This is a genomic window from Candidatus Thermodiscus eudorianus (genome assembly GCA_015521085.1).
Classification (GTDB): Archaea; Thermoproteota; Thermoprotei_A; order Sulfolobales; family Acidilobaceae; genus Thermodiscus; species Thermodiscus eudorianus.
In genome coordinates this window covers 26,679-50,135 of the sequence record WAOW01000008.1, presented here as the reverse complement: position 1 = coordinate 50,135, position 23,457 = coordinate 26,679, and the positions used below count along the sequence as shown (strand labels likewise).

General features: G+C 55.5%; 34 protein-coding genes and 2 tRNA genes. 15 read left to right on the top strand and 21 right to left on the bottom strand.

What is annotated here, in order from left to right; translation table 11 throughout:
* Window positions 1-6 precede the first annotated feature (6 nt).
* Window positions 7-132, top strand: a tRNA-Tyr gene (locus F7C38_07335).
* Window positions 133-219: 87 nt separating this feature from the next.
* On the opposite strand, the gene F7C38_07330 is transcribed toward F7C38_07335, so the two are convergent.
* Window positions 220-783 (bottom strand): hypothetical protein, encoded by a 564-nt coding sequence (locus tag F7C38_07330; protein ID MCE4601353.1) that lies wholly within the window; start codon window positions 781-783, stop codon window positions 220-222.
* 64 nt (window positions 784-847) lie between these two features.
* A complete protein-coding gene (locus tag F7C38_07325; GenBank protein ID MCE4601352.1) occupies window positions 848-1,483 on the bottom strand; it encodes a haloacid dehalogenase in 636 nt (211 codons plus the stop codon).
* A gap of 94 nt (window positions 1,484-1,577) precedes the next feature.
* On the opposite strand from F7C38_07325, the gene F7C38_07320 reads away from it, so the two are divergent.
* The 7 genes from F7C38_07320 to fen all read left to right on the top strand — a co-directional run bounded on the left by F7C38_07320 (window position 1,578) and on the right by fen (window position 7,901).
* A complete protein-coding gene (locus F7C38_07320; GenBank protein ID MCE4601351.1) occupies window positions 1,578-2,540 on the top strand; it encodes a GHMP kinase in 963 nt (320 codons plus the stop codon).
* Window positions 2,533-3,690: a DUF1464 family protein gene (locus tag F7C38_07315; protein MCE4601350.1), complete on the top strand. Its 1,158-nt coding sequence runs from the start codon at window positions 2,533-2,535 to the stop codon at window positions 3,688-3,690. The genes F7C38_07320 and F7C38_07315 overlap by 8 nt, the downstream gene beginning before the upstream one ends.
* Window positions 3,691-3,732: 42 nt before the next feature.
* A complete protein-coding gene (locus tag F7C38_07310) occupies window positions 3,733-3,942 on the top strand; it encodes a zinc finger domain-containing protein (protein MCE4601349.1) in 210 nt (69 codons plus the stop codon).
* Window positions 3,943-3,955: 13 nt separating this feature from the next.
* Window positions 3,956-4,228: an elongation factor 1-beta gene (locus F7C38_07305; protein ID MCE4601348.1), complete on the top strand. Its 273-nt coding sequence runs from the start codon at window positions 3,956-3,958 to the stop codon at window positions 4,226-4,228.
* 109 nt (window positions 4,229-4,337) lie between these two features.
* A complete protein-coding gene (locus F7C38_07300) occupies window positions 4,338-6,548 on the top strand; it encodes a CDC48 family AAA ATPase (GenBank protein MCE4601347.1) in 2,211 nt (736 codons plus the stop codon).
* Between the two features lie 56 nt (window positions 6,549-6,604).
* The gene (locus F7C38_07295) at window positions 6,605-6,844 is read left to right on the top strand and encodes a hypothetical protein (GenBank protein MCE4601346.1); all 240 of its coding nucleotides are present in this window, start codon (window positions 6,605-6,607) and stop codon (window positions 6,842-6,844) included.
* Between the two features lie 7 nt (window positions 6,845-6,851).
* A complete protein-coding gene (gene fen / locus F7C38_07290; protein MCE4601345.1) occupies window positions 6,852-7,901 on the top strand; it encodes a flap endonuclease-1 in 1,050 nt (349 codons plus the stop codon).
* Here fen and F7C38_07285 read toward each other — a convergent pair.
* Window positions 7,898-8,491, bottom strand: coding sequence for a hypothetical protein (locus F7C38_07285; GenBank protein MCE4601344.1), 594 nt, complete (start codon window positions 8,489-8,491; stop codon window positions 7,898-7,900). The two genes, fen and F7C38_07285, sit on opposite strands and share 4 nt — an antisense overlap.
* Window positions 8,492-8,609: 118 nt before the next feature.
* Between F7C38_07285 and F7C38_07280 the strand changes: the two genes are divergently transcribed.
* Window positions 8,610-8,762: a 50S ribosomal protein L40e gene (locus F7C38_07280; GenBank protein ID MCE4601343.1), complete on the top strand. Its 153-nt coding sequence runs from the start codon at window positions 8,610-8,612 to the stop codon at window positions 8,760-8,762.
* Window positions 8,763-8,947: 185 nt separating this feature from the next.
* Here the strand turns inward: F7C38_07280 and F7C38_07275 are convergent.
* Window positions 8,948-9,025 (bottom strand) — tRNA-Glu (locus F7C38_07275).
* 124 nt (window positions 9,026-9,149) lie between these two features.
* Between F7C38_07275 and F7C38_07270 the strand changes: the two genes are divergently transcribed.
* From F7C38_07270 to F7C38_07260, 3 genes are read left to right on the top strand one after another with little or no spacing between them, the layout of a single operon-like run.
* A complete protein-coding gene (locus F7C38_07270) occupies window positions 9,150-9,356 on the top strand; it encodes a DUF5622 domain-containing protein (protein ID MCE4601342.1) in 207 nt (68 codons plus the stop codon).
* A 20-nt stretch (window positions 9,357-9,376) separates the two neighbouring features.
* Complete coding sequence (locus tag F7C38_07265) at window positions 9,377-10,486, top strand: glycosyltransferase family 2 protein (GenBank protein ID MCE4601341.1); 1,110 nt, start codon at window positions 9,377-9,379, stop codon at window positions 10,484-10,486.
* Window positions 10,458-11,084, top strand: coding sequence for a uracil-DNA glycosylase (locus F7C38_07260; GenBank protein ID MCE4601340.1), 627 nt, complete (start codon window positions 10,458-10,460; stop codon window positions 11,082-11,084). The genes F7C38_07265 and F7C38_07260 overlap by 29 nt, the downstream gene beginning before the upstream one ends.
* 5 nt (window positions 11,085-11,089) lie before the next feature.
* Here the strand turns inward: F7C38_07260 and F7C38_07255 are convergent, their stop codons facing one another.
* Complete coding sequence (locus tag F7C38_07255) at window positions 11,090-12,964, bottom strand: hypothetical protein (protein ID MCE4601339.1); 1,875 nt, start codon at window positions 12,962-12,964, stop codon at window positions 11,090-11,092.
* A 97-nt stretch (window positions 12,965-13,061) separates the two neighbouring features.
* On the opposite strand from F7C38_07255, the gene F7C38_07250 reads away from it, so the two are divergent.
* The 3 genes from F7C38_07250 to F7C38_07240 are packed head-to-tail and all read left to right on the top strand — an operon-like array spanning window position 13,062 to window position 14,793.
* Window positions 13,062-13,577: a hypothetical protein gene (locus tag F7C38_07250; protein MCE4601338.1), complete on the top strand. Its 516-nt coding sequence runs from the start codon at window positions 13,062-13,064 to the stop codon at window positions 13,575-13,577.
* Window positions 13,578-13,597: 20 nt separating this feature from the next.
* Complete coding sequence (locus tag F7C38_07245) at window positions 13,598-14,143, top strand: ATP-binding protein (GenBank protein MCE4601337.1); 546 nt, start codon at window positions 13,598-13,600, stop codon at window positions 14,141-14,143.
* Window positions 14,134-14,793, top strand: a complete 660-nt coding sequence (locus tag F7C38_07240; GenBank protein ID MCE4601336.1) for a CDP-2,3-bis-(O-geranylgeranyl)-sn-glycerol synthase — start codon at window positions 14,134-14,136, stop codon at window positions 14,791-14,793. The genes F7C38_07245 and F7C38_07240 overlap by 10 nt, the downstream gene beginning before the upstream one ends.
* 17 nt (window positions 14,794-14,810) lie before the next feature.
* Here F7C38_07240 and F7C38_07235 read toward each other — a convergent pair whose 3' ends face one another.
* The 16 genes from F7C38_07235 to F7C38_07160 are packed head-to-tail and all read right to left on the bottom strand — an operon-like array spanning window position 14,811 to window position 23,401.
* A complete protein-coding gene (locus tag F7C38_07235) occupies window positions 14,811-14,987 on the bottom strand; it encodes an RNA-protein complex protein Nop10 (protein ID MCE4601335.1) in 177 nt (58 codons plus the stop codon).
* Between the two features lie 25 nt (window positions 14,988-15,012).
* The gene (locus F7C38_07230) at window positions 15,013-15,825 is read right to left on the bottom strand and encodes a translation initiation factor IF-2 subunit alpha (protein MCE4601334.1); all 813 of its coding nucleotides are present in this window, start codon (window positions 15,823-15,825) and stop codon (window positions 15,013-15,015) included.
* A gap of 55 nt (window positions 15,826-15,880) precedes the next feature.
* The gene (locus tag F7C38_07225; protein ID MCE4601333.1) at window positions 15,881-16,108 is read right to left on the bottom strand and encodes a 30S ribosomal protein S27e; all 228 of its coding nucleotides are present in this window, start codon (window positions 16,106-16,108) and stop codon (window positions 15,881-15,883) included.
* Window positions 16,109-16,113: 5 nt separating this feature from the next.
* On the bottom strand, window positions 16,114-16,401 hold the full coding sequence (locus F7C38_07220; protein ID MCE4601332.1) for a 50S ribosomal protein L44e: 288 nt from the start codon (window positions 16,399-16,401) through the stop codon (window positions 16,114-16,116).
* A gap of 34 nt (window positions 16,402-16,435) precedes the next feature.
* The gene (locus tag F7C38_07215; GenBank protein ID MCE4601331.1) at window positions 16,436-16,894 is read right to left on the bottom strand and encodes a hypothetical protein; all 459 of its coding nucleotides are present in this window, start codon (window positions 16,892-16,894) and stop codon (window positions 16,436-16,438) included.
* On the bottom strand, window positions 16,860-17,945 hold the full coding sequence (locus F7C38_07210; GenBank protein MCE4601330.1) for a hypothetical protein: 1,086 nt from the start codon (window positions 17,943-17,945) through the stop codon (window positions 16,860-16,862). Before F7C38_07210 ends, F7C38_07215 begins: the two co-directional genes overlap by 35 nt.
* On the bottom strand, window positions 17,926-18,669 hold the full coding sequence (locus tag F7C38_07205; protein MCE4601329.1) for a DNA polymerase sliding clamp: 744 nt from the start codon (window positions 18,667-18,669) through the stop codon (window positions 17,926-17,928). The genes F7C38_07210 and F7C38_07205 overlap by 20 nt, the downstream gene beginning before the upstream one ends.
* Before the next feature lie 53 nt (window positions 18,670-18,722).
* Window positions 18,723-18,926 carry a hypothetical protein gene (locus F7C38_07200; protein MCE4601328.1) on the bottom strand — a complete coding sequence of 68 codons (204 nt, stop codon included), beginning with the start codon at window positions 18,924-18,926 and terminating at the stop codon, window positions 18,723-18,725.
* Window positions 18,908-19,291 carry a transcription factor S gene (locus tag F7C38_07195; protein MCE4601327.1) on the bottom strand — a complete coding sequence of 128 codons (384 nt, stop codon included), beginning with the start codon at window positions 19,289-19,291 and terminating at the stop codon, window positions 18,908-18,910. The genes F7C38_07200 and F7C38_07195 overlap by 19 nt, the downstream gene beginning before the upstream one ends.
* Before the next feature lie 38 nt (window positions 19,292-19,329).
* Window positions 19,330-19,635: a hypothetical protein gene (locus tag F7C38_07190; GenBank protein ID MCE4601326.1), complete on the bottom strand. Its 306-nt coding sequence runs from the start codon at window positions 19,633-19,635 to the stop codon at window positions 19,330-19,332.
* Window positions 19,625-19,939: a hypothetical protein gene (locus tag F7C38_07185; GenBank protein ID MCE4601325.1), complete on the bottom strand. Its 315-nt coding sequence runs from the start codon at window positions 19,937-19,939 to the stop codon at window positions 19,625-19,627. The genes F7C38_07190 and F7C38_07185 overlap by 11 nt, the downstream gene beginning before the upstream one ends.
* Complete coding sequence (locus F7C38_07180) at window positions 19,932-20,561, bottom strand: DUF2067 domain-containing protein (GenBank protein ID MCE4601324.1); 630 nt, start codon at window positions 20,559-20,561, stop codon at window positions 19,932-19,934. The genes F7C38_07185 and F7C38_07180 overlap by 8 nt, the downstream gene beginning before the upstream one ends.
* Window positions 20,562-20,570: 9 nt before the next feature.
* Window positions 20,571-21,215: an exosome complex RNA-binding protein Csl4 gene (locus F7C38_07175; GenBank protein ID MCE4601323.1), complete on the bottom strand. Its 645-nt coding sequence runs from the start codon at window positions 21,213-21,215 to the stop codon at window positions 20,571-20,573.
* Entirely contained in the window at window positions 21,190-21,819 is a 630-nt protein-coding gene (locus F7C38_07170) for an METTL5 family protein (GenBank protein MCE4601322.1), read from the bottom strand. Before F7C38_07170 ends, F7C38_07175 begins: the two co-directional genes overlap by 26 nt.
* Before the next feature lie 7 nt (window positions 21,820-21,826).
* On the bottom strand, window positions 21,827-22,873 hold the full coding sequence (dph2, locus tag F7C38_07165) for a diphthamide biosynthesis enzyme Dph2 (GenBank protein ID MCE4601321.1): 1,047 nt from the start codon (window positions 22,871-22,873) through the stop codon (window positions 21,827-21,829).
* 6 nt (window positions 22,874-22,879) lie between these two features.
* Window positions 22,880-23,401, bottom strand: coding sequence for a 50S ribosomal protein L16 (locus F7C38_07160; GenBank protein MCE4601320.1), 522 nt, complete (start codon window positions 23,399-23,401; stop codon window positions 22,880-22,882).
* Window positions 23,402-23,457 lie beyond the last annotated feature (56 nt).

Genomic DNA, 23,457 nt, shown 5'->3' with positions numbered 1-23,457 from the left:
CTCGGACCGGCCGTAGCTCAGCGGTAGAGCGCCCGGCTGTAGTGAGACACGGGCGGCGTGCGGGAGCCCCCGCGCGAGGGGGCTCTTGCAGAAACCGGGTGGTCCGGGGTTCGATTCCCCGCGGCCGGACCACCCTATTTCCCAACGCCTCTGCGTTTCCCGCGGAGGCTTTTCTGGGGGGAGACTAGCTTTAGGGTTCGGGATGGTCTCAGTGTATGGTTATCCTAGGTATTCTGGGCGTTCTTCGCTTCCATCGGTCTCGTCGCTTGCATCTAGAGTCTCTACTATCTTATCGACGTATTCCCGGAACTCGTCTAGTATGCCTATTTCCTCGGCTCTCTCAAGGGCTATCGACGCCATCTTTATGGCGTTATCGAGGTGCACCTCGTCGATCTCGCTGGGCCAGTTCCTTAGCGCTAGTTCGAGGCCATAGCTGGCCTTATAGAGTGGAGCTAGTATCCATGCCTTCGTCTTTGTGTCGAGGCTCGACCATTTGGGGGTGCATTGGAAGAGGAAGCCGGACTCTATGAGGCTCTTAGTCAAGAGCACCTTTGCTGTCTGAGTCGAGTCAGCTATCTCTGCAGCGGTGTTCAGCCTGACTAGCTCTATTACTGTCGTTGGATCCTCACATATGCGTTTTCTCTTCTCTAAAAGGTACTCCCTTAGGTCGTTGTCGATCATCCCAAGGTATTCTTCTAGTAGGCTCTCTGCTTCCTCTAGGGTCTCGGTCCAGTATAGTTCTTGGATGACTTTTCGGAACGCCTCGTTTACCGGGTTGGACATGGCCCGACAGCTCCCCTGCTTGTCTACAGGGACTTGGGTGTTTAGGGCTTATATTTGGGTGGATCTAGGCTTCGCCGAGAGACTTCTCTAGCAAACGGGTCAACTTCTCCCTCGTTGATAAGTCTATTAGGAAGGCCTTGGTGTCATCGGTCAACCTACGGGCGACGTCGGCTTTATGCCTAACTCCAGGGGCTAGCGCCTCGGGTAGGTCCAGGCTCCTTAGAGCTAGGTATATCGCCTCCATTATCTCGTAGTACCTCCATGCACGGTCATAGACGCCATTCCTGATGTCCTCTAGTACGAGCCTCCTCAGCTCGCCTACAACGTCGCCTAGGCCCTGGAGGTATGGCGTGGGCGGGATTCCGAGGTCCCCGTAGCCGGGTATGTCTCGTCCAGTGACTATCCTGTACAGCACGATGGCTTCAACATACTCGCTCAACGCGTTATAAGCCATCCCGGAATAGTAGAGCTCCGGGAAAGGCTTGACCAACGCGAGGAACTCGGCGGTGGCCTCCTCCAGCAACCCAATGTATTCCTCGGCCCTGGCTAGATCACCCTTCTGAATCTCTGTTATAGCCCAGCCGGAATACTTGATCACGTCCCTGGACGCCTTGATAGCCTTCTCCCTAACCTCGTCTCGGACCGAGAGGAACTCCCTAGCCCTCTCAACCTCCTCTGCAATACGCCTCCTATAATCCACGTCAGCCAAACAGCTTACACCTCCAGGAGCCATCGACGTCCCGTTAAAGGGTATATGACCTGGCGCCCATAGACGACCAGGACGGTGGAATGCGGTGGAATGCGTCGAGGTATCCGCGCCAAGCCACGTCCACGTCGGCAACATAGATATACATGGAGGCCTCGGCAGGCTCTATGGAACCATCGGATTTGCACTGGAGGAGCCCAGGCTAAGAACCCGAATATGCTCATCGCGCAAGGGCGTCAGGGTCTCTGGGAGTGAACGGGCAGAGTTCAAGAGGTACCTCAAGCTATTCGCCAAACGCTACAAGCTCGATCTCAAAGTCGAGGTCCTTGAAGAGATACCGGCCCACGTGGGCCTAGGTTCCACGACCCCTATAGCCTTATCCATAGGCTATGCCACAGCACTGCTATCGGGCGACGAACCCGTTTTAGAGGAGATAGCTGGCCTTGCCGGTAGATCCACGATAAGTGGATTGGGCTTTTACACGTTCAAGACCGGCGGGTTCATTGTAGATGGCGGGTTCAAGCCCGGGTCCACAAGGGTCCCTCCACTGATCTTCCGCACTCCCCTACCCAGATCCCTCTCCATAGTATATGCTGTACCGGCTAGGCCCGTCCCCAGGATACTGGAGCTTAAGGCGAGAGAGGACGCGATACTCCGGGAAATGCCCTCTATGGACGAAGAGATGGCAATGAGGAACGCCAGGTTGTTAGCGATGGGGATATTGCCGGCAGCCGCTGAGGGCGACTGGAGGGGGCTAGGCGAGTATCTCTACAGGCTCAATAAGGGTCTAGGCGAGTATTGGGCCTCTAGGCAGGGCGGTATCTACTGTTGTAGCGAGGTGGATGAGATAATAGACTACTTCATTAGAGGCGGCGCGTTCTGCGCGTGCCAGAGCAGTTGGGGGCCCACAGCCTATGCACTGGTCCCGAGTAAGAGGAGGGACCCTCTCTACCACGGTCTAACTAAGCTGTTGGAGAAGCTGGGGGGAGGAATACACGGCGTTACCAGCGTAGACAATGATGGAGCCCGCGTGGTGGTGAGGCGTGGCTAGAGTCCTAGGCATAGACCCCGGCACCGGGTCGATGGACCTGCTGGCGTTAGACGACTCTACTATGGGGGTCTTATATGAGGAGTCCATCCCCCGTGCGGAGATCACCGCGAACCCCGGAATCTTAGTCGACCGCGTTAAGGGTTTAGCCCGGGAGCTCGGTCTAGATGCCGTCGCGGCTCCCTCCGGCTACGGTCTACCCCCTAGGCCCCCCCGCGAGTCCCTAGTAGACTATATCCTTGAAGCCACCTTCGTCAACAGGCGTGACATGGAATCAACCCACCAGATCCATGGGCTTAGAAAGGTCATGCTTGAACTGGCAAGGCTCGACGTCCCAGTATTCTTCACGCCGGGGGTAGTCATGCTCGGAACCGTTCCCTCTTATAGGAAGATGAACAAGATAGACATGGGTACTGCGGATAAAGTCTTCACGGTGGCAGCCGCGTTATGGGCTGAGGTCGAACACCGCGGCTCCAGCTTGAGTGATGCATCGTTTCTTGTGGTGGAGTCTGGGCTAGCCTATAACGCTGTCCTAGCAGTTGACAGTGGTAAGATAGTTGATGGCGTTGGAGGGACCCTTGGCGGCCCCGGTTTCCTGGGCCTAGGGGGTATGGATGCAGAGACCGCTTATGTCCTGTCTTCTCTGGAACCCGGCTTCTCTAGGAAGAGGCTGTTTGAGGGGGGAGTTTCATACCTATGCGGAATCCCGGATCTAGCCGAGTTCGAGGAAGCCTTCAAGAGAGGGGTAAAGTGTGTAGAGGACGCGGTCGGGGCGCTGGCGGAGGCGATAGTGAAGGACTTGTTCCAGCTTCTGCCAGTGTTTAGGGCTAGGCCCAGGCGGGTTTACGTTAGTGGCAGGTTGTTCCGCTCGTCTGTAGGCGGCGTCCTCAAGTCTAGGATAGAGGAGGCACTGGATAGGTATGGGATAGGCGCTGAGGTTGTCCCGGTGCCAAGGCTTGGCTCCCGTACCAAGGAGGGGGCTACCGGTGCTGCGATCCTCGCGAGCGGCTATGTCGGTGGTCGCTATAAATGGGTGGTTGACTCGCTTGAACTCTTTAACGCTGGCGGCTCAGTATTCGACTATATACTTCTAGGCGGCATCTCCGACGAGGCTAGGGATTATTTTAGGAGCGTCGGACGAGATATATTATAATACCCTTTACGTGTCCCAAGCCATCGAGGGGTGGATAGGATAGTGTCTGCAACGCCCGTAAGGAAGCTGGACGTGTATGACCCAGTGACTCCGCCTGTGTGTACTAGCTGTGGCCGCATAATACATCCGAATGAGAGGGCTACAGTCTTCGTATGCCCCAACTGCGGCATAGCAGTTATTAGGAGATGCTCCAGGTGTAGAGCCCAGGGAGCACCCTATACATGCCCTAACTGCGGGTTCACGGGGCCCTAGGAGGGTGGAGTACATGGCTAGAGTGGCAGTGGTCATGAAGGTATTGCCTAGCTCGGTCGAGATCACTCCACAGCAGTTGCTTGAGAAGATCAAAGAGGCGCTGCCGAGCGACTACCAGATCATGGGCAGTGGGGAAGAACCGATAGCCTTCGGCTTGAAAGCGCTTAAAGTCATCATATCAATCCCCGAGGAGACCGAGGGAGGCACAGAAAAGCTAGAGGAACTCATCAAGAATATAGACATAGTCGAAGAAGTAGAGGTAGAGACAGTACACAGGCTAAGCTAGGCGTAGACCCTCAAAACATGTTCCAGCGATTTTGAATCTCCCTTTATAGCCGTCTGTTGGAACACTAGATTCTACTAGGGAGTACAACAGCTACGAGGTGCCTGCTGGATTGGCAGAAGCGTCAAGGGAAGAGAGGAAGAAAGAACTCCTCCTAAGAGTCGAGGAATCTAGGAACAGGGATACCGGGAGGAAGAGAGTCAGGATAGACATACAGACAATGAAAGAGCTCGGCCTCCGGCCCGGCGATATCGTCGAGATCGAAGGCAAGAGGAAGACCGTGGCAATCGTATGGCCTGGCCTGCCCGAGGACACTGGGAGGAACATCATCAGGATGGACGGTATCTTGAGGAAGAGCGCTGGAGTAAACGTTGGAGACAAGGTAATAGTCAGGAAGGCAAACGTGCAGCCTGCGGTCAAGGTAAAGCTAGCACCGGTCAGCCAGTCCTCCGTCATAGACGAGGGCTTCAAGAGATACATAAAGAGGAGGCTCCTCGGAATACCAGTAGTAGAGAGGGACATAATCCAGATCCCCGTCCTGAGCCAAGGAATACCCTACACCGTGGTAGTGACTAAACCGCGGGGACCCGTCATAATAACCGAGAAGACTACAATAGAGGTACTTAACAAACCCCTAAGCCCAGGCCAAGTACCACGCGTATTCTACGAAGACATAGGCGGCTTATCCGGCGTAATCGAGAGGGTTAGAGAGCTCATAGAGCTACCATTAAGACACCCGGAACTCTTCGCGAGGCTCGGTATTGAGCCCCCTAAGGGTGTCCTCTTGTATGGTCCTCCTGGTACTGGTAAGACTCTTCTCGCCAAGGCTGTTGCGACTGAGAGCGACGCCTACTTCATAGCCATTAATGGTCCTGAGATTATGAGTAAGTTTTATGGTGAGAGTGAGCAGAGGCTTAGGGAGATCTTCAAGGAGGCCGAGGAGAACGCGCCAAGCATAATATTCATAGACGAGATAGACGCAATAGCACCGAAGAGAGACGAGGTCGCTGGAGAGGTTGAAAGGAGGGTCGTAGCACAGCTCCTAGCGTTAATGGACGGACTATCGACGAGGGGCCAAGTCATAGTTATCGCGGCGACCAACAGGCCCAACGCGATAGACCCGGCTCTGAGGAGGCCCGGCCGGTTCGACAGAGAAATCGAGGTCCCCCTGCCGGATAAACAGGGCCGGCTGGAGATCCTACAGATCCATACGAGGCACATGCCGCTAGCCGATAACGTGGACCTAGAGATGCTGGCCGAGATAACTAAGGGCTATACGGGGGCAGACCTAGCAGCACTAGTAAGAGAAGCAGCAATGCATGCCCTCAGGAGGTACCTGCCCGAGATCGACATCGAAGAGGAGAGGATACCGGTCGAGATACTGGAGAAGATGGTCGTGAAGATGGAGGACTTCATGGCTGCATTCAAGGAGATAACGCCCAGCGGGCTACGAGAGATACAGGTCGAGATACCGGAAGTCCACTGGGACGATATAGGCGGATTGAAAGAGGCCAAGATAGAGTTGAGGGAGACCGTTGAATGGCCCTTGAAATATCCCCATTCGTTCGCCAGGCTCGGCATTAAGCCTCCTCGTGGTATTCTTTTGTTTGGTCCTCCTGGTACTGGTAAGACTCTTCTCGCTAAGGCTGTTGCGACTGAGAGTGGGGCTAACTTCATAGCGGTGCGGGGCCCAGAAGTACTAAGCAAATGGGTAGGAGAAAGCGAGAAGATGATACGGGAGATCTTCAGGAAGGCGAGACAATACGCTCCTGCAGTCGTGTTCTTCGACGAAATAGACGCGATAGCCTCGGTTAGGGGTGTTGAGATAGGCTCACGGGTCGGCGAGCGGATAGTCAGCCAGCTGTTGACGGAGATAGACGGTATCTCCGAGCTCTCAGACGTGGTGGTTATCGCGGCGACCAACAGGCCCGACATCATAGACCCAGCCCTACTAAGGCCTGGGAGGCTTGAGAAACTGATCTACGTGCCACCGCCGGATGTAGAGGGGAGGCTTGAGATACTCAGGATACATACGAGGAACGTGCCCCTGGCAGTGGACGTTGACCTCATGGAGATAGCTAGGAGAACCGAGGGCTATACGGGGGCAGACCTAGCAGCACTAGTAAGAGAAGCAGCAATGCTAGCCCTGAGAGAGAATCTCTCGGCGGAATACGTTGCGATGAGGCACTTGGAGGAGGCTCTACTCAAAGTCAAACCCAGCGTCACCGAGCAGATGATAGAATACTACAGGAGATGGCTTGAATCGGCGAGGCAGATGAAGGTCTCACAGAAGACTGTCACGGCTCCAACGCTAACATACTAGGCGCACGGGATACTATTTAGGCCCCACCCGGGAACCCCTTAACATGGTGAAGTGTATTGAGCATATGGAGTCCTCAACCACTAATCAACACCGTCTACGAAACGCTACTGGCACTCTCGAAGAACGGCGAAATCCCGGTATCAGAGGCGGACGTTATAGCGGAGTTGAAGAGGCGGGGAGAAGACATCTCGCGTAGAGACCTGGCGAAAATCCTTATGACGCTAGAAATTCTCGGTTACATCTCAACCCAGCTCAGCAAGAAGGAGCTGATAGTGAAGGTAAACGCCAAGAGGTGAGCCCCTTATGGGCGTAAACCTGAAAGACCTTATACCCCAGGAGGCGCGCCAGGAGATAGACCTACGGGGTCTAAAGGGCAAGGTAGTGGCTCTAGACGCATACAACGCCCTCTACCAGTTCCTAGCCGCTATAAGGCAGCCCGACGGGACCCCGCTTATGGATAGAAAGGGCAGAGTTACAAGCCACCTCTCAGGCCTCTTCTACAGGACTATCAACCTAGCCGAGGCCGGCATCAAGCCCGTGTACGTTTTCGACGGGAAACCACCTGAGCTGAAGAAAGCAGAGGTAGAGAAAAGGTTCGCTAGGAAGGCGGAAGCCGAGAAAAAGTACATAGAGGCCAGGAGGGCTGGCATGGTGGAGGAAGCCAGGAAGTACGCTATGCAAGCGGCAAGGCTGACCCGGGATATGGTGGAGGATGCGAAGAAGCTCCTAACCGCGATGGGGATACCCTGGGTACAGGCGCCGGAGGAAGGCGAAGCACAAGCCGCATACATGGCTTCCAGGGGCGATGCCTGGGGAGCTGGTAGCCAGGACTATGATTCGCTCCTCTTCGGAGCGCCCAGGCTGGTTAGGAACCTTACAATTACCGGGAGGAGGAAGCTACCGGGTAAGGACGTGTACGTGGTTGTCAAGCCCGAGGTTATAGACCTCGGCGTGCTCCTCGATAAACTAGGGATAACTAGGGAGCAGCTCATACTCATAGGGATAATCCTAGGCACCGACTATAATCCCGGTGGAGTGCCTGGGATGGGGCCCAAGACGGCGCTACAATACGTTAGAACATACAAGAGCGTGGATAAGGCCTTGGAGGCTATACAGGCTAGGCTACCGGGTTACGACGTAAAGAGGATATACGAGTACTTCCTGAACCCGACCGTGACAAGCGAGTATAAGATAGAGTTCAGGGAGCCCGACAAGGACTCGATATACAGGATTCTAGTCATGGAGCACGACTTCAACCCGGAGAGGGTTGAGAAAGCCTATGAAAGGCTTAGGAAAGCGTACAGAGAGAACCTGAGGACGCGGCACGTGGGCCTCGACGCCTGGTTCGGCTAGCCCAGCTTGTCGAGAAGGTCCCTTACATTGGGCTTCTTCAGGCCCAGCCACTCTGGCTTGAGAGAAGTCGACCCGGCGTTTTCCCCGTATTCTATATAGATTTGCTTCCCGAGGAGTCTCTCCGCCAGCTTAACGATATACTTGCCCTTCATGGACTCTATAAGCTTCTTGGCCTCGATCGGGAGTTCTATCACGACCATATTGCTTCCATCGGGTAGGTACGCTTCCTGTACTCCAAGCACTCTATAGGGGCTTATCAGCGTCTCTATGAGCTTTCTCTTATCGGCATTGTACTCTATTACTATTACCCGCTTGATCTCGTCGGATCCAAGAGCCTTTCTAAGGTCAGCGCCTAGGCTGGAGGGTATCCCTGGACTCGATTCTACTAGGACATATAGTATATCGTCTATCTGATACGACTTCACGTACTTGATCCTGTGGGATCGGAACTTGCGTTCAATGCCTAGTAGCGCCCTCATAACCTTGACGTCGAGGTCATTATACACGCCCTTATCAACAAGGGACTGACATCTAGGGCATAGTATCCCGCTCTTCACACAAATCCTATCCAGAGGAATCTCAACCGGCACCACGACACACCCGTTTTACGAAGCCTGTAGCTTTTTAGCGCTTAAGTAAGCATGTGGAGCACGGATATGATTAAATAGGCCAGACCGGAACAAGCCGATCCCACGGGGGATAGGATCAATGCCGATAACCGATCCGGAGCTGGTAGCGATAGTGGAGAAGCGAATACTCAACAAAATGGTCTGCAGGAAATGCGGGGCGCTAAACCCGCCTGGAGCGACGAAGTGCAGACGCTGCAAGAGTAAGAACTTGAGGCCGAAGAAAAAGAAGTAGCCAGCCATAACTCCCTGGGCGTGGCCAGCCCACTTGTCCGCCTTATTCCCCTTCTCTGGTACAGGATCCAAACATGCCCCACATGCAGGAGAATCGTTCTCCCGGATAGCCCTGAGTTCCCCCGGCTACCTGGCTTGACTGGCTAGGAGTGTGGTTGCGGATGCGACGGGAGTCCCGCGCGGCGTTGGTGCCGCCGCCGGGATTTGAACCCGGGTCACGGGCTCGAAAGGCCCGCATACTGGGCCGGGCTATACTACGGCGGCTTCCCGTTTCATGGATGTAGTTGACTCGTGAAGGGGTTATAAGATTACCTGGACTGTCCGGGGTGTTTCCCCGGCACTAGTCTTTTAAGACTAGTCTCTTTACCGGGGGTCTCTGGGGATAGGTATGGGCGGAAAGCACGGCAAGTACGTCTACGTGAAGAGAAGCGATGGGTGGTTTGTCAAGGTTAGGGTTTTCAAGAATAGGGCAGAGGACGACCCAGAGAGGTACCTCGTAGTGGGGCCTAAGGTGCGCGATGCCCCCTTCACCTATGCGGTGGTAGAAGAGGAGGAACTACCAGAGGAGGTTAGGGAGAGGCTGTACGGGGTATAACCGGTTAGCGAGTGGTGGAGTTGAACAAGCCCAGGGTCTCCGTAATAATACCAACTTACAACGAGGCCGACAACATCGAATTACTACTCGACCGTCTCACCAGCGTCCTCCGGGCCGAGGGCTTCGAGGACTACGAGATAATAGCCGTCGACGACAATTCCTCAGACGGCACGTGCGACATAGTTAGGAGGAAGTCTAGGGAAGACCCTAGGATAAAATGCATACTTAGAGTCAACGAGAAGGGGCTCTCCTCCGCCGTTGTCGAAGGCTTCAAGAACGCCAGTGGAGAGATCCTAGTAGTGATGGACGCCGATTTACAGCACCCCCCCGAGACCGTGCCGAGGCTTGTGGAAGCCGTTATGAGGGGAGCAGATGTAGCAGTGGCCTCAAGATATGGTAGGGGAGGCGGCGTGGCCGGCTGGAGCAGGCTGCGCCTCCTCATGAGCAGGATCGCGACTATCGGCGTGAAGATTCTCGTCCGAGAGGCTAAGAGGACCACGGACCCCCTCTCGGGCTTCTTCGCGGTTAGGAGAGACGCTCTGCGGCTAGGAGACTTGAAGCCTAAGGGGTTTAAGATCCTCCTGGAGATACTGGCTAGGCATCCGTGCTTGAAGGTCGTCGATGTACCCTACGTGTTTCAGAGGAGGCATGGCGGCGAGAGCAAGCTTGGCTTCTTTGTAGTCACCGATTTTATATCGCAGTCCTGGGAGATCTCTCCCATGCCCAAGTTCCTCATAGTAGGAGCCAGCGGCATCCTCGTTAACCTAGCTGTTATGTGGGTCATACTCGCCCTCACGGGCCATGTGGATATTGCTAGTATAGGGGGGATCGAGGCTAGCATTATATCCAACTTCGTGCTCCACGAGCTGATCACATTCCGGCACTATTTCCGGAGGGATTGCCGGGGCAGAGGCATGGTTAAGAGGTTAATCCTCTATCATAGAGCCTCGCTGGCCTCTGTAGTGACTACGTATCTTGTGATGAGGCTACTCGTCACCCTCTTAAACGCCAACCCGCTACTGGGACAGTTTCTAGGTATACTTCTGGGGTTCGCCGTAAACTATATGCTCTCCGTCGAGACCGTATGGGAGTGTGGTATACATGGAGGATGTAAAAGAAATGTACAATGAACTCGTGAAAAGAATAAGCGAGTGCACAAAATGCCCGCTACACACCACAAGGAGAAACCCCGTGCCAGGCGAGGGACCCCTAGAAGCCGAGGTCATGCTCATAGGGGAGGCGCCGGGGAGAAAGGAGGACGAGCTGGGCCGCCCCTTCGTGGGCATGGCGGGTAAGCTGCTAGACGAGCTTCTCAACGAGGTTGGAATGCCTAGGAGGTCCGTGTACATAACCAACGTCATAAAATGCCGTCCACCTGGCAACAGGGACCCCAGGCCCGAGGAAATCCGGGCATGCCTGCCATACTTGATTAGGCAAATACAGTTAATCAAGCCAAGGATAATAGTCGCACTGGGTAGGATCTCGGCTAAAACCCTCCACGATCTGGCCCGCCTGCAATGGAAGGGTATATCCAAGGAACACGGGAGAGTCAAGGACGCGGTTATAGCCGGGGTTAAAGTGAAGATCCTGGCAACCTATCATCCCGCCGCTGCACTCTATAATCCGAGGCTCAGGGATTATATCAGGGAGGATCTAAGGAAAGCATCCCTGCTCCGAGAAGCCGGCGAGCCTGGTCGTTCTAGGCGGACGCTCGAAGACTTCTTCTAGCAGCCTCAAGCCTCCTGTAGTATTCTCGCAACGCTCCTTATGCTCGACAAGTAGCCCAGCATGTAGGCTCCGAGGCCCACCACTGTTATGATGATTATCGACTCGATGACTGACAAGGACGACGTCCCTCCAACTCCAACTGCGCTAGAGGTTCTATTCGAGGATGCCATGGCTAGCGAGAGCATATCCCAGGAGAGGGCGCTCACGACCGCCTCGTCGAGCAGCTGTATGGCTGGGTCAGTATAGTTGTAGGATAGCATCACCCGCGAGTAGTCTAGATACGCGGGGGCCAAGCCTGGGGTCAAGCCCCTCATTAAGAGTCTTCCAGTCACTATCGAGTAGATCCTAGTCAACTCCCTGTAGTATTCCTCTAGTACCCATGAGGGTCCCCTGTAGGCCTGTATGGAGGACTGGAACATTACGTTTAGGCTCTGGGATAGCAGCTCTCTGAAGAAGCCTATGGCAGCCATGTAATTACCCTCGTCCAGGTACCTGGCCCCGGTCTCCTCTAGCCTGGACAATATGTCTATGTATACTAGTATACTCCTACTCCTGCCATAATACTTGACAGCATACTCCGCCAGGGCAGAAGCGTATCTCCCGCTGGTTGTCGCGTAATCGCGCAGTATCCAGGCCAGCCTCTCCAGGTCCTCTTCGCTGATCCATGGCGTCACGGAGCGCGTTGCGTTAGCACTTCGAATCCATTCTTCGATGCTTGTTATCCTGGCTGAGGCATGGGCTAGCTCTGGGATGGCGTTTGTAAAGAACAAGTCGGGCGTGTCCGAGTAGTTGTGGTATGCCAGTATACTGCTCTTCGCAGCGGCTAGCCTGGTGTATGCTGTTGAGATGAACTCCGCGTAGTATAGGGATCCGTTCCTCGGCATGGAGTCGAGGCGGGCCTCAAGCATCGATAGCTCTTTGTCCACGCTTTCGGCGACAGCGTCTAGCTTCTTCTTGGCTTCCTCGTAGGTGTTGTTCTGAGTAATAGCCATGTAGTATATGTTGTAGGCCTTGTTTAGCGCTGTGAAGGCGAGGCTTGCCGCGGCGTAGGGGTGTGACTCCAGGACGTTCATGCTCTTGTTGATGTAGTCGTAGACCCTTTTCAGGGTATTATAGGTTACTCCAAGCCTGCTGGCGTTCATAGCCAACTCCAGCGACTTGTTTATCATTGCATTGGCCGCGTGCCTCATGGTCCGATTGAAGCTTCCCGGGAGCATGAACGGTGTGTTAGCTATGGGCGGCTCAGTGACGTTATATATCAGGGAGACAAGGTTTACCAGGCTAGTATACGTCTCGCCTGTGCACTCCTGCTCCAGGGTCTCCGTATAGTTTATGAGGGGATAGTAGAATTGCATGCCACTCTCAGAGGCCGCGCTGCACTTGTACTCGATGGCTCCCACGCTGGAGGCTAGGCCGTCCGGCGATATAGCCCCCGTTACCACGACGCCCTTGTAACCTGCTAGGGACGGGGCCCCTGAGAGCAGGGTATAGGTTACTAGTGAAATCATCATGCTTCCACTAGGCCCGTCTATCCCGCTGTTAGTCTGGAACGTAATGTTGAAGTCATAGAAACGCCAGTCGACGCCAGCCAGTAGAGCAGCTAGCTTGACGGCCTGATAGGTGCTTTCCAGGGTAACTCTCCCGATCCCTCCCCCTGCCCCAACGTAGATCGTTCCATTACCGGGGTAGCTTATGGATAGTTCTGCTGGTATCAGGACGCTCTTCTTCTTATTCTCGATGACCGCTACTAGGTCGAACTTAGCCTTGAGAACCGTCCTGCCGGCAGGACCCCCTAGGTTTCCAGTGTTTGAGGCCAACGCGCTCAGGGCTGGCAGGAGGAGGACTATGAGCAGTGTTATCACTGTAAGCTTTTTTGCCACAGTATATCCCCATGTAGCCTGCCGTGAAGTCATAAGTCGAGCCTATGCTTAATAGTCTTATAGAGTTCCAGTCTAACGGGTGACTCGGGGAGGAGCTGTGGCCAAGAAGAAGGAGAAGACTGGGGGACAGCAGGAGAGTAAGGGACAGAAGGAGCTCAAGATAATCAGCGTCCAGGTGGTGACGCCGGAGGCTGTTATGAAGAACCCGAGGCAGATGGGCCTACTATACATCATAGACAAGCTCGGGCCGACGCACGAGAAGACCCTACAACACATAGTATACCTCATCCAGGAGGAACTCGACATAGGACTGGGCTATGACTTCAGGAAGGTAGGCGACACTCCCTATAGCCCCCAGCTCAAATCAGACCTTGTAGCACTCCTTTACGTGGGGTTCATCGAGACCGAGCCGGGACTATACAGAAAGCTTAGGACGACGAGCTCAGGCAAAGACGCCCTTGAGAAGGTACAGCCGCCCGCGGGCCTCGTGGAAGCGATACAGTCAAACTTCGAGAAGCTGAGGAACAAGGCATCGATACTCGACAGCGAGCTGGATCTTGAGATCAGGAAGAGGATGAGGGGGCTCGGGGCTAGGCGGAGGAGGTTCTTCTAGCCTAACCCGAGAGGGGAGAGTTGAATCCTCCTCCACTAATATCCCGTAGCGTAGGGAGGAAGAAGCTCTTCCTAGTGTATGGCGAGTCCGCTACTGGCAAGACCCATATGGCCTACGAGATCTACAATTACGCGGCTAGCCAGGGTCTAAACCCGGTGTTTATAGCCACCGAACCTGGTACGGCCACCTTCTTGTCGGCCGTCGGCGGAGAGTTTATACGAGTCCTTAGCCTGGATGAGCTGGCACGTCAAATCACCTACCATGCATCCATGAAGCGCTACATCGTGGTGGATAGTGTAAACTGGCATTATAGGGAGGCTCCAGGACCTAGTGGAGGGAGGATACTGGCATACATCTCAGCGCTCCTACGCGAGGCTGGCGGGTTCGCTACAGCTCAAGTTTCAGGAGGGGAGGGAGGGCCCAGTGGAGCCCCCTACATTATGCCCTGGGCTGGTACAGTGGGTGTAACTAGGAGGGGAGACGGTATATTCCTGGTGGAGTTACTGAAGCCGGTGAAGCGGTTGTTGGGGTTCCGGATAAGGGGGACTAGCCTGGAATGGCTGTGAGGAAGAGGCTGGAGGAGCTTGCGCCGACCCTCTTGGTCTACCTAGAGGTCACCTCGGTCCTCCTCATAGCCACAGCCATGTACTACTTCGTGTCTAGCTATGGCCCCCGCTCTTTCATCTTCTATCTGATGGTGTTTCTCCCGGCGATGACTGCTAATGGATCCGCTGTGTTGGCTCCCAGGGTAAAGGCGTTCGTCTCGGACAGTAAAGCGGGGCTACACCCCATTGATGGCGGACTTGTGTGGCGGGGCAAGCGCTTGTTGGGTGATGGGAAGACGTGGGAGGGCCTGCTTGTCGGCGCCCTAGCCGGGATCATCGTAGCGGCTATCCTATCAGTCCTCTGCTACCTAGAATACTCCGCTAGCATTGCCATGGTCTTGTTTAGTTCTGGCGTTTATTCGAGTATAGCTGCCCTCGTAGGGGATATAGTTGGTAGCTTTGTGAAGAGGAGGCTGGGCCTCGAACGCGGAGCGCCGGCCCCTCTAATGGACCAGGCCGACTTCTACGTCTTCGCATCTATAGCCGTGTATCTCGTGGGGGTGGAGTTGTCTTTGGAGCCGCTGGTATGGTTCTTCTTCATCGTGTACGGCATGCATGTCCTTACAAACTGCATAGCCTATAGAATGGGGTTAAAGCGAGAGTGTCCCTAGGAGCTTAGAGGCTCTGGCTACTCCGGAATCATCCCCGCCTGCTTCTTCATAAGATACCTGTACTTGATGAACCTGTCGTCGGGCGAGAACCTGGGCGGGTGGGGGACTCTAACGGGTCCACCGCACACCGGGCACTTGTCTCTCCTCAAGGTGTATCTGCCGCAGAGGGTGCAACGTCTGAGCAGCCACTTCAACTCGGGTCCACCGGGGTCCCCTGGGCTATTCTTTTAGCCTTTCAAAGGCGAATTCGACGTTGAGCTTTGAAGCTTCCTTCTCGGCCTTCTTTAGACTGGCCTGGAGCGCCTTCTCTAGCACCTTATAGTCATGGCTTTGTAGGTCCATCCTGTAGCGGGGGGCTCCGATAGTGTAGATCCTGACTTTAACCTCTTCCCCCTCGACCCTAGCAGAATCCCTGGCTTTGAGGAGCACCTTCTTTATCCTCTCAACTCCGTCTGGAGCTAGCGATCTCAGGGTGAATACCCCGGATATCTTGACCTGCTTGATCCTTATGTGGGTCCTGGCGGCCTCTAGGAGGGGGGCGATCCACTCCTCTGGTATCCCTGCCTCTGCCAGCACCTCCTCGCCGTATATCACGGCTCTTTCGAGTCCGGTCATGACGTCGCCGTAGGCGTCTTCCAGCTTCCAGATTACTTCTCTATAGGCGTCATCGAGGCTCTTGCCGAGATCCTTGGCTACGAGTTCTATTATCGATACTGCTTTCAGCTTCCTCTTGTATTCTATCATCTTCCTTCTGCGCTCGCCCTCCATCACCCTCTTTAGGCTGACGTCGACCTGGCCTCTGGCCTTATAGACGCGTATAACTTTAACTACAACCTTTCTCCCGGGCTGGACTACCCTGTCTATCTTTCTCACGGCCCTAGTCGCGACCTCGCTCCACGGAAGGAACGCTCTCATACCTCCATACTCGTCCAGGGATAGATAGGCTCCGAAATCGTATACCTCTTCGACCGTGCCTACCACAAGCTCCCCGACCCCAGGCAGTGGACGCCTTGGCTTTAGAGTCGTAACCATCCTATACTCCACCCCGGTAGAGGATCAGTATGGCTTGGAGGAATTAAGGGTGTGGCTAGCCGAGGACCCTCTCGATCTTCCCGAGTATCTTGGCCTTACCGCCAGTCGGCCGGACTAGTAGTGCTCCACAGGAAAGGCATCTAGCCGGGAAAGTCGCGTGGCTGAATACCACTTGTCTCTGCCCGCACTGGGGGCAGGTGACTAGGAGGAACCTGCTCCTGGGCTGCGGCACAAGTATCTTCCTTCTCCTTCCACCGAACTCGACGGCCGACACCGGCTTCACCCCGATCACACAGCCTTCTCGACCAGTTCTATCCTCTTCAGCCTGATGCCTAGTATGTGTCTCTTATAGCCGCACTCGGTGCATGTTATCTTGAGGACTACCTTCTTGGTGACCTTTGCATACCTCTTCTGCTCCGGCCTCCTCTTAGAGCCGTATCCCTCTTGTTTCCTCTCATACCTCCTCTGGCCCTCGGCGATGGACCTCCTCTTACCGTGTTTGTAAACTGCCACCGTGTGGACTGTGTGCGTCTTACACCGTGGGCAGTACGTCCTTATCTTCTTTGGAAACTTCACTATTACCCCCTCACATCCCCAAGCCCACTAGCCGTTAGCCGGGTAATTTTATAGCTGTTTCCCTAACCGGCTCGGCTAGCCCAGCTAGTATGAGGCCTATACCCCTATCCAGGGGGACAGGCACGATTTCGCCTGGCTCCACCACCGTGTTGCCTAGCGCAAACGGCGAGGCGACCCTGACCGCCATGTCCTCGCCGAAGGTGACGGCCATACCACTAATATAGTCCGAGTAGACCTCTAGGATTCTCCTGATAGCCTTGAAGAGGCCCCCGTCTATACCCATATAGTTCTCGTCGAACGACAAGTCGCTGAGCCTAGCCTTGGCGACGAGCCTAGAAGCCTCGGCGAGTCTATCGAGGAACTCCCTGCAGAAGGGCCCCGGGCAGTAAGTGTAGAGGAGGCTCTTCGCCTCGTTGAGGTGTTCCAAGTTAAGCGATTCATGCATCATGGAGGCTGCCCTAAACACGCCCCCAGCCGGTACCCGCTCTGACAACGATTTCACCCTCTATTATCCTACATATCCCCTTGGTCTCGAACACTATAGCGATGCCGGCAGGGAGGGAGGCCTCCTCCCCCTCTCTAAACCCCCCTTTGAACCCATAGTATTCCCCCTCGGGTATTTCAACTAGACACCTGGCACCTACCTCGCCCTGGAACGGTGTTAAGTCCCCGTAGCTGGGCCTCCACGATTCGCCTACGCGCGCCGCAAGGAGACTAGCCTTCCCATTGAGGGTTCCCTCCAGCCTAAGCAGCCGGGTGGGATCCTGGGTAACCTGCAAGTCCAAGTCTACCGCCAAATCCCTGACGATCTCAAGGATCTCGTCGAGCCAGTTACGTCCTAGAACCCTCCGGGCCCCACCCCTCCTACCACCTAGGCCCTCCGCGATCCATCCCCTCCAACCCGGCTCGCCTTCGCCTGGCAGGGCCGGCTCATAGCCCCTGGGCGGGCGTAGAGGGAATAACGCCTCGGGCTCTAGCCCCCGGGCGGCTATGTACTGGGCTATCTCACGCCTCTCACTCCTCCCCAGAGTCCTGCACTCGCTACAATAGACTACTACGTGGAAGCCCCTGTGGCCCGTGAAGTAGATGCGAGTGGCCTCCGCCCCTAGATCCCTCTTGGCAACCGCTCTTATCCTATACGCCATTCTAAGCCCCTCCATTATACATTCAGTCGTGGGCAGAGGCCCCTGGCAGCCTGGCAGGTGGTCTACGTCGATGTCAAAGAAGAGGTCACTGCCCAGCCATACTTTCTCCTCCATGGACTTTGCCTCGGGCAACTCGTATGTCGCCACGGAGTAGTAGGCTTGCCTCGGGGGCCTCCTCGTCATGTGGTCTAAGACCTCGTCTATACTGTTGAATGATAGGTGGCGGTGGTAGGTCTCCGAATCGAAGTACTGGAATGCGAACTCCCTGTGGGCTATGTCGCTGGGCTCTTCTATCCGGGGGCGTAGGGAGTAGTATAGCTTGTATAGGAGTTCTAGGTCGACACCATCCCTGGGGACCCTGTAGGGTATCTCCCTGCCCCTAGATCGTCGGCGAGACATAGAATGTCAGCCTACCCCCACCCACGTACTCGAAATCGACCCTCGCGGGCGCGTCCCCAGCGTACATTACCGTGGCGGTCTCGGCGGCTTGGGCGGCTTGGAGCATCTGTGAGAAGTATTCGAGGGTATAGCTTGACGAGTCCGGTGACTCGACCTGCATGTCGAGCAGGCTCTGCCTCTCCACCGAGAATTCAAGCTCGGCGCTCTCAATGTCGCCCGTGCCCCTCATTATGAACGACTCCTCCGAGGCTAGCAGGCTGAGAGTGTCTGCTATGGGCTCCAGAGTCCTCATGGATTCCCTGAAGGTGGTCGCGAGCATCTTGGCCGTAACCGTGAAGCCTATCTTCGGCTCAGGGGGCCTCTCTATAGACAGGGTTATCTGGGGTATCCTAAACCTGCGAGAGCCCCTTCCGAGGAAGAGCACGTCGATGAACGTATCGGACACGCGTATCTCCAGCTCGTCGTTTTTACGAGCTCTCCTTAGAACCTTCACTAGAGTATCGAATGATACGCCAAACTCCACCTCATCCTCCTCCAACTCGTAGTCACTCATAGCCTCAGCGGGGAAGAATAAGTCGACCATGACCACCCTAGCGGGGTCGAGGGAACGGAAGGATAACCCCTCGCTGTTGGCGATGAAAACACCCTCATCCAAGACCTTCTCCATAGACGCTATAATGTATCTCCAGGTCCTTGCATCCTGGAACCTTATCCTTGAAACCATCCAGACCCCCGTTTAGAATAGCTGGGACCCCAGTTAAAATTATGCCCGGGGGGCTAGGCGCAATCCAGGCTCTTCTCCAACTGCCGAGCCAGGACCACCATGGAATAGGCTAGTCTCTGCGACTCCTCAAGGAGATGCCTCGACGATACTGTCGGAGGAGTCCTCTCTACGGCCTCGACCAGGTCGCGGGCTAGCTTGTCTAGGCCGCGCCTCAGCGTGTATAGTCTAGCGCAGTCGTTCACGCGTATTCTCTCCACGTATACCCGCACCTCTTGCACCTATAGAATCTCGTGGGGGGCTCGTCGGCGGCCCTCGTCTGCATCATCCAGAAGTAGACCTCGTCGTGACCGCACTTGGGGCATCTCACTTGTCCCTTTAATAGGACTGCTGTCGAGGGCACCTGGTCGGCCTCGACCACTATGATCTTGTCCCTTGGGCTGTGCTCCACCTTCCTCTTGACCTTGTAGGCTTCGAGCGCCTCATCCTCGATATCTATGGTGTAGCCGCAGCGGGGACAGAACAACTGCTTCTTACCGTCCTTAACCCTAGGGTACATTATAGAGCCGCAGCGGGGACAGAACCTTATCCTAGACTTCCTAGCCGCTGGCTTGGTGGCGGGCATCACATACACCTAGGCCAGCTATAGAGTCTTCGGGGGTGTTATATTTTCCGTGAGAGTATGGTCTCCACACGTTGAATCCATAAGGGTAGAGAAGAGGATAGAGTGTATAGGACGCTCTCTAGGCTTCTAGTAACGGTAGGGGGGAGTGGGTAGCCGCACCTGCAATCGCCGGCGGCGAAGCGGAGTTCGCCGGAGAACCCCTTTTCCTCGGCATCCCTGCACAGGGTTGCACAGTCTCTTCCCGAGACCGCTCCATCTACTTCGGAGCCACGTAGTACTATGCCGAGGCATTTACTTGAGAAGCATTTTGAGACCAGTATCCTGGCTTCCTTTTTACTCTTCAACCTCTATCCCGGCCTTCCTGAGGGCCTCAGTGATCTTCTCGCGGACGTCGCGCGCGTCCTCTATTATCCTCTTCAAGGCGTCCTCCAGCACTTTAACAGGGTCTTCGTCGACGGCCAGCTTCATGTAGACCCTTATAGACTCCTCTAGCGGGTGTATAGGCGAATAGTAGGCGTTGATAACCCTCTCATCCTCCAGTAGGTAGTGCTGGAGCAGGCTTCCGAGCGTGTGGTCTTCACCGGTTATCACGAACTCGTATTCCCGGTCCGAGATCTTCTTCAGCTCTACCTTCTCCAATCTACCCAAACCCTCCCTTCCCCAGTTCAGAAACCACCTTTTTTACTGCTTCCCTCCAATCGCCTCTCACGAATAGCTTGCCCTCATCGTCCTCCTCTAGCACATCAAGGTTGAAGCCCGCGTCTATTATCTCCAAAGGACTGGCTCCGGTGAGGGATGCCACCGCCAGGAATAACTTCTTGGCGGTCCTGGAGGCTTCAAGCGTTGATAGGGACTCTAGAAGCCTCCCTATCTCGCCAGCATACACGAACACCTCGTCGACCGGGGCACTAGACTCTAGGCCCTCCTCGGTGACCCTGGCCTCATAGCCGTTGATCCTCAGCACAAGCTCTAGGACGTCGAGGGGTATGGCCACTCCAGCCTCTCTGTAAATCGATCTAGCCGGTATGACGCGTAGGCTCCTCCCACGGACCTCCCTTTGCGTGAACTCCTCCAGGACCTTCTTTATGCCGATGCGGGTCTTCCTTGCAAGCACGTCGCCCCCGTAAACCTCGACTCGGAGCGCTCCATTTTTGTACTTGATGAGCACTGGATCGCCTATGAGGTGCTTGGAGAGCCTCTCCATGAACTTGTCGATGTCCTGGAGCGCGAGCGGTGGAAGCTTCACTATGAAGACCCGCTTCCTAGCCATATCCCCGCGTCACCTTATTGGGGAGACGAGCGTCCTCCTGAGCTCCAGGCGCAGTATCTTGGAGGAGGCCAGTATCGATACTTTCCTCTTCTCGACGTGACCGCACTTGGGGCATTTCATGCTACGCGGGTTCACAGGCTCCAGCAGGGCTCCACACCTGGAGCACTCCGCGTAGAGTACTCCATAGGGTGGCTCGACGGTGGTTAAATGGTAGGGGTTAGTGTTGTTTAGGACTTTGACGAGGACTATATCGCCTCTCCTGTAGTAGTCCTCGATGTTCTTCACATACTCCTCGCTAATGTTAGATATAGGTATGGCGCCGAGGAACCTGCCGCTATACTCGTAGAGCCATGCCGGCCCCGGCTGCAGCCTCACCTCTCCATACAACTCGACGAGCACGACGTCATGCCGAACCTGCATGACCATGCCAACGGCAGAAGAGCCTGCCCGAGGGATCCTAAGCCTCTTGAGAGGGATGACCTCAACTACCCTCACAGCCATATTATAGCGTGCAGTACCCCTAACCGCGGCCCTCACAACACCTGCCTCTTCATCGACATAAGTGCCACTGCCCGGTATGAATTCCTCGATCGACGCTAGCTCCTCGCCCGGGAGCACCTCCCTCTCGCTAAATCTTCTCAAAGACTGCGACATTCACTATCACCCTTCTCATCCTGGACCTGTGGTGCTCCATGGTAGCTGGTATGGGGAACCGCTCCCTATAGAGCACTCTATGGCTGTATCCGTGCTTCGCGGCCAGCCGGGAATGGTATTGTTCATTACCGGTTTTTAGTATAGCGTAGATCCGTTCAACTCCGAGGGACATCGCGTACTCTAGGAAAACCGTGTCCATCCCCTTGCGTTGTACCCCGAATGGGGGATTCATCACGACTAGATCTACTGCGCGCCGGCGTAGGGGGCCGTTGCCCCTCTCGATTACAGAGACTATATAGCCATGCAGGGAGGCCGAGCCTATGGCAGAGAACGCCTCTCGGCAGTAGCCTGCGAGGCGTGGGTCGGCATCGACACCGATAATATACCAGGCGCCATACAATGCCAGGGCTACGGATAACCTGCAGGTACCGGCTCCCAAATCCGCTATCCTACTGGAGTCCAGGTCCTCGTGTAGAGCGATCCAGTTGGCAAGCCTAGCCGCTATATCGCCGGGCGTAGTGTATTGTTCTAGTCGAGGCGACGGATCAGGTATCCTGGGCGCGGCCCTCTCGACCAGGCGGGCGACCTCGGATACCCGCGGCATGTCGGGTCTACCACGGGAATATGTATGGCTCTAGCCGGCCCTGGAGCGCCATCCTAGCCTCTCCGGGGGTTAGAACTGGTTTCTCATAGCTGTGGAAGTCGTCTATAGGGAGCCTGGGGCAGCTCGTAACTACCCATGCCTCGATGCTGGGCGTATCTATATTCCTCAACACGTAGTCGTTCAGCATCTCCGACACGTATAGGAGATAGCTCCTCCCAGACTCCTTTATGAGGCGTATCAGGCTCTCCACCAGCCAGGGCCTGTATTGGCCGGTCTTGGAGCCGACTATGATACCCCAGGTCTCCGCGTCCATAGCCTTAGACACTTTATAGAGCCTCACCGCGTAGACCCGCTCGAACTCGGGGGTTCTGTCGAGGGCCTCGCCACGGTAGGGGTCCAGTTGTATGACCGGCTTGAGAGTTGAGAGGTAGAGGCCTAGGGCGTGGAAGACGCCCCCCGAGACAATGATGTATGCGTCGCCTGCGTAGCTCCTCGCTAGCCTGTAATCGCACCCGATCACTTGGCCCGGCTCGAAGTACGGTGGTATAGGCGGTGGGATGGCTGCCTCGAAACCATGCTCCTCCAGCGATGACGCCAGGCTTTCGAGTAGATGGGTGTGTTGGCTGGTGGCGGTTAGGACTAGGCGCTTGGCTCCGCGTCCTTTGAGGAGCTGTATGCTTTCCTCGATCATGCCCCGGGTGATCTCTAACTTGCTCTTGGCTGCCAGGTAGACTATCCTAGGCCTGCCCCTGGGGGGCTCCACATTGCTGCTCGCTAGCTCGCCCGGGTACGGTGTATGTCCTATGTGGATTACCACGTCGGCCCCTAGTATGTGGGCGAGCCGGGGCCAGTGGAGGTCGCATGAACCGAAGGAGCTGTCAGCGTCTATGTATACTTCGGCCCCGGTGGACTCTGATATGGAACGTGATATGCAGTCGGCGTATTGCTTCAGCCCGTCGGGGAGTTGTAGGACTACCTTAGACCCCTTAAGCTCATTGAGCTCCTCCAGCGGCGAGAAATCTATATGGTATGGTATGGGGCAGGAGCTGGACAAACCCGACTACCTGGCCTGCGCGAGCTTCCTTATCCTAATCCTAGTGGGTATGGGGAACTTGTCCCCGCCCCTCCTCAGGGCCTCCTTTATATGCTCCACGTCCTTCTCCCTGCCCCAGACCTCCAGTATCACGTGGCCTGGATACACGCGGGCCGCAGTTCCTATCGGTTTCCCGAATGCCTGCCTCATACCGTCTTGGAGTCTATCGGCGCCGGCGAAGGCCATCATCTTGTTCTCCCTCAGCACGTGGTGGGGATAGACCCTTATCCTGAAGTAGAAGTTGACATCGCCCACCGAGGAGGCCAGGTACTTGTTTACGGCGATCCTAGCGGCTTCGAGGGCGTTATGCCTGATCTGGCCCGCCTCTACCGCGACAAGCTCTCCCTTGACCTCGGCGTTATCCATCATCTCCCTATTGCCCATCTCGAACTTGGTTATCTTAGGCTGCGGGACCCCGTGTATATACTCTCTCCTGGTATAGGGTGGTCCACTGAAGTGCGTGTAGCACCTAGCTGGTCTCAGCGGCATAGCCTAATCCTCCCCCTGCGCCGGAGATAGCGGGTCGCCGGCCCCAGGTTATATTT

Bases quoted from the DNA above. Each gene is read 5' to 3' on its own strand.
- F7C38_07240 (MCE4601336.1), top strand. From the start codon at position 14,134: ATGGCTGTGAGGAAGAGGCTGGAGGAGCTTGCGCCGACCCTCTTGGTC.
- F7C38_07270 (MCE4601342.1), top strand. From the start codon at position 9,150: ATGGGCGGAAAGCACGGCAAGTACGTCTACGTGAAGAGAAGCGATGGG.
- F7C38_07170 (MCE4601322.1), bottom strand. From the start codon at position 21,819: ATGCCGCGGGTATCCGAGGTCGCCCGCCTGGTCGAGAGGGCCGCGCCC.
- F7C38_07260 (MCE4601340.1), top strand. From the start codon at position 10,458: ATGGAGGATGTAAAAGAAATGTACAATGAACTCGTGAAAAGAATAAGC.
- F7C38_07205 (MCE4601329.1), bottom strand. From the start codon at position 18,669: ATGGTTTCAAGGATAAGGTTCCAGGATGCAAGGACCTGGAGATACATT.
- F7C38_07210 (MCE4601330.1), bottom strand. From the start codon at position 17,945: ATGTCTCGCCGACGATCTAGGGGCAGGGAGATACCCTACAGGGTCCCC.
- F7C38_07180 (MCE4601324.1), bottom strand. From the start codon at position 20,561: ATGGCTAGGAAGCGGGTCTTCATAGTGAAGCTTCCACCGCTCGCGCTC.
- F7C38_07195 (MCE4601327.1), bottom strand. From the start codon at position 19,291: ATGCCCGCCACCAAGCCAGCGGCTAGGAAGTCTAGGATAAGGTTCTGT.
- F7C38_07330 (MCE4601353.1), bottom strand. From the start codon at position 783: ATGTCCAACCCGGTAAACGAGGCGTTCCGAAAAGTCATCCAAGAACTA.
- F7C38_07305 (MCE4601348.1), top strand. From the start codon at position 3,956: ATGGCTAGAGTGGCAGTGGTCATGAAGGTATTGCCTAGCTCGGTCGAG.
- fen (MCE4601345.1), top strand. From the start codon at position 6,852: ATGGGCGTAAACCTGAAAGACCTTATACCCCAGGAGGCGCGCCAGGAG.
- F7C38_07280 (MCE4601343.1), top strand. From the start codon at position 8,610: ATGCCGATAACCGATCCGGAGCTGGTAGCGATAGTGGAGAAGCGAATA.
- F7C38_07175 (MCE4601323.1), bottom strand. From the start codon at position 21,215: ATGTCGCAGTCTTTGAGAAGATTTAGCGAGAGGGAGGTGCTCCCGGGC.
- F7C38_07230 (MCE4601334.1), bottom strand. From the start codon at position 15,825: ATGGTTACGACTCTAAAGCCAAGGCGTCCACTGCCTGGGGTCGGGGAG.
- F7C38_07160 (MCE4601320.1), bottom strand. From the start codon at position 23,401: ATGCCGCTGAGACCAGCTAGGTGCTACACGCACTTCAGTGGACCACCC.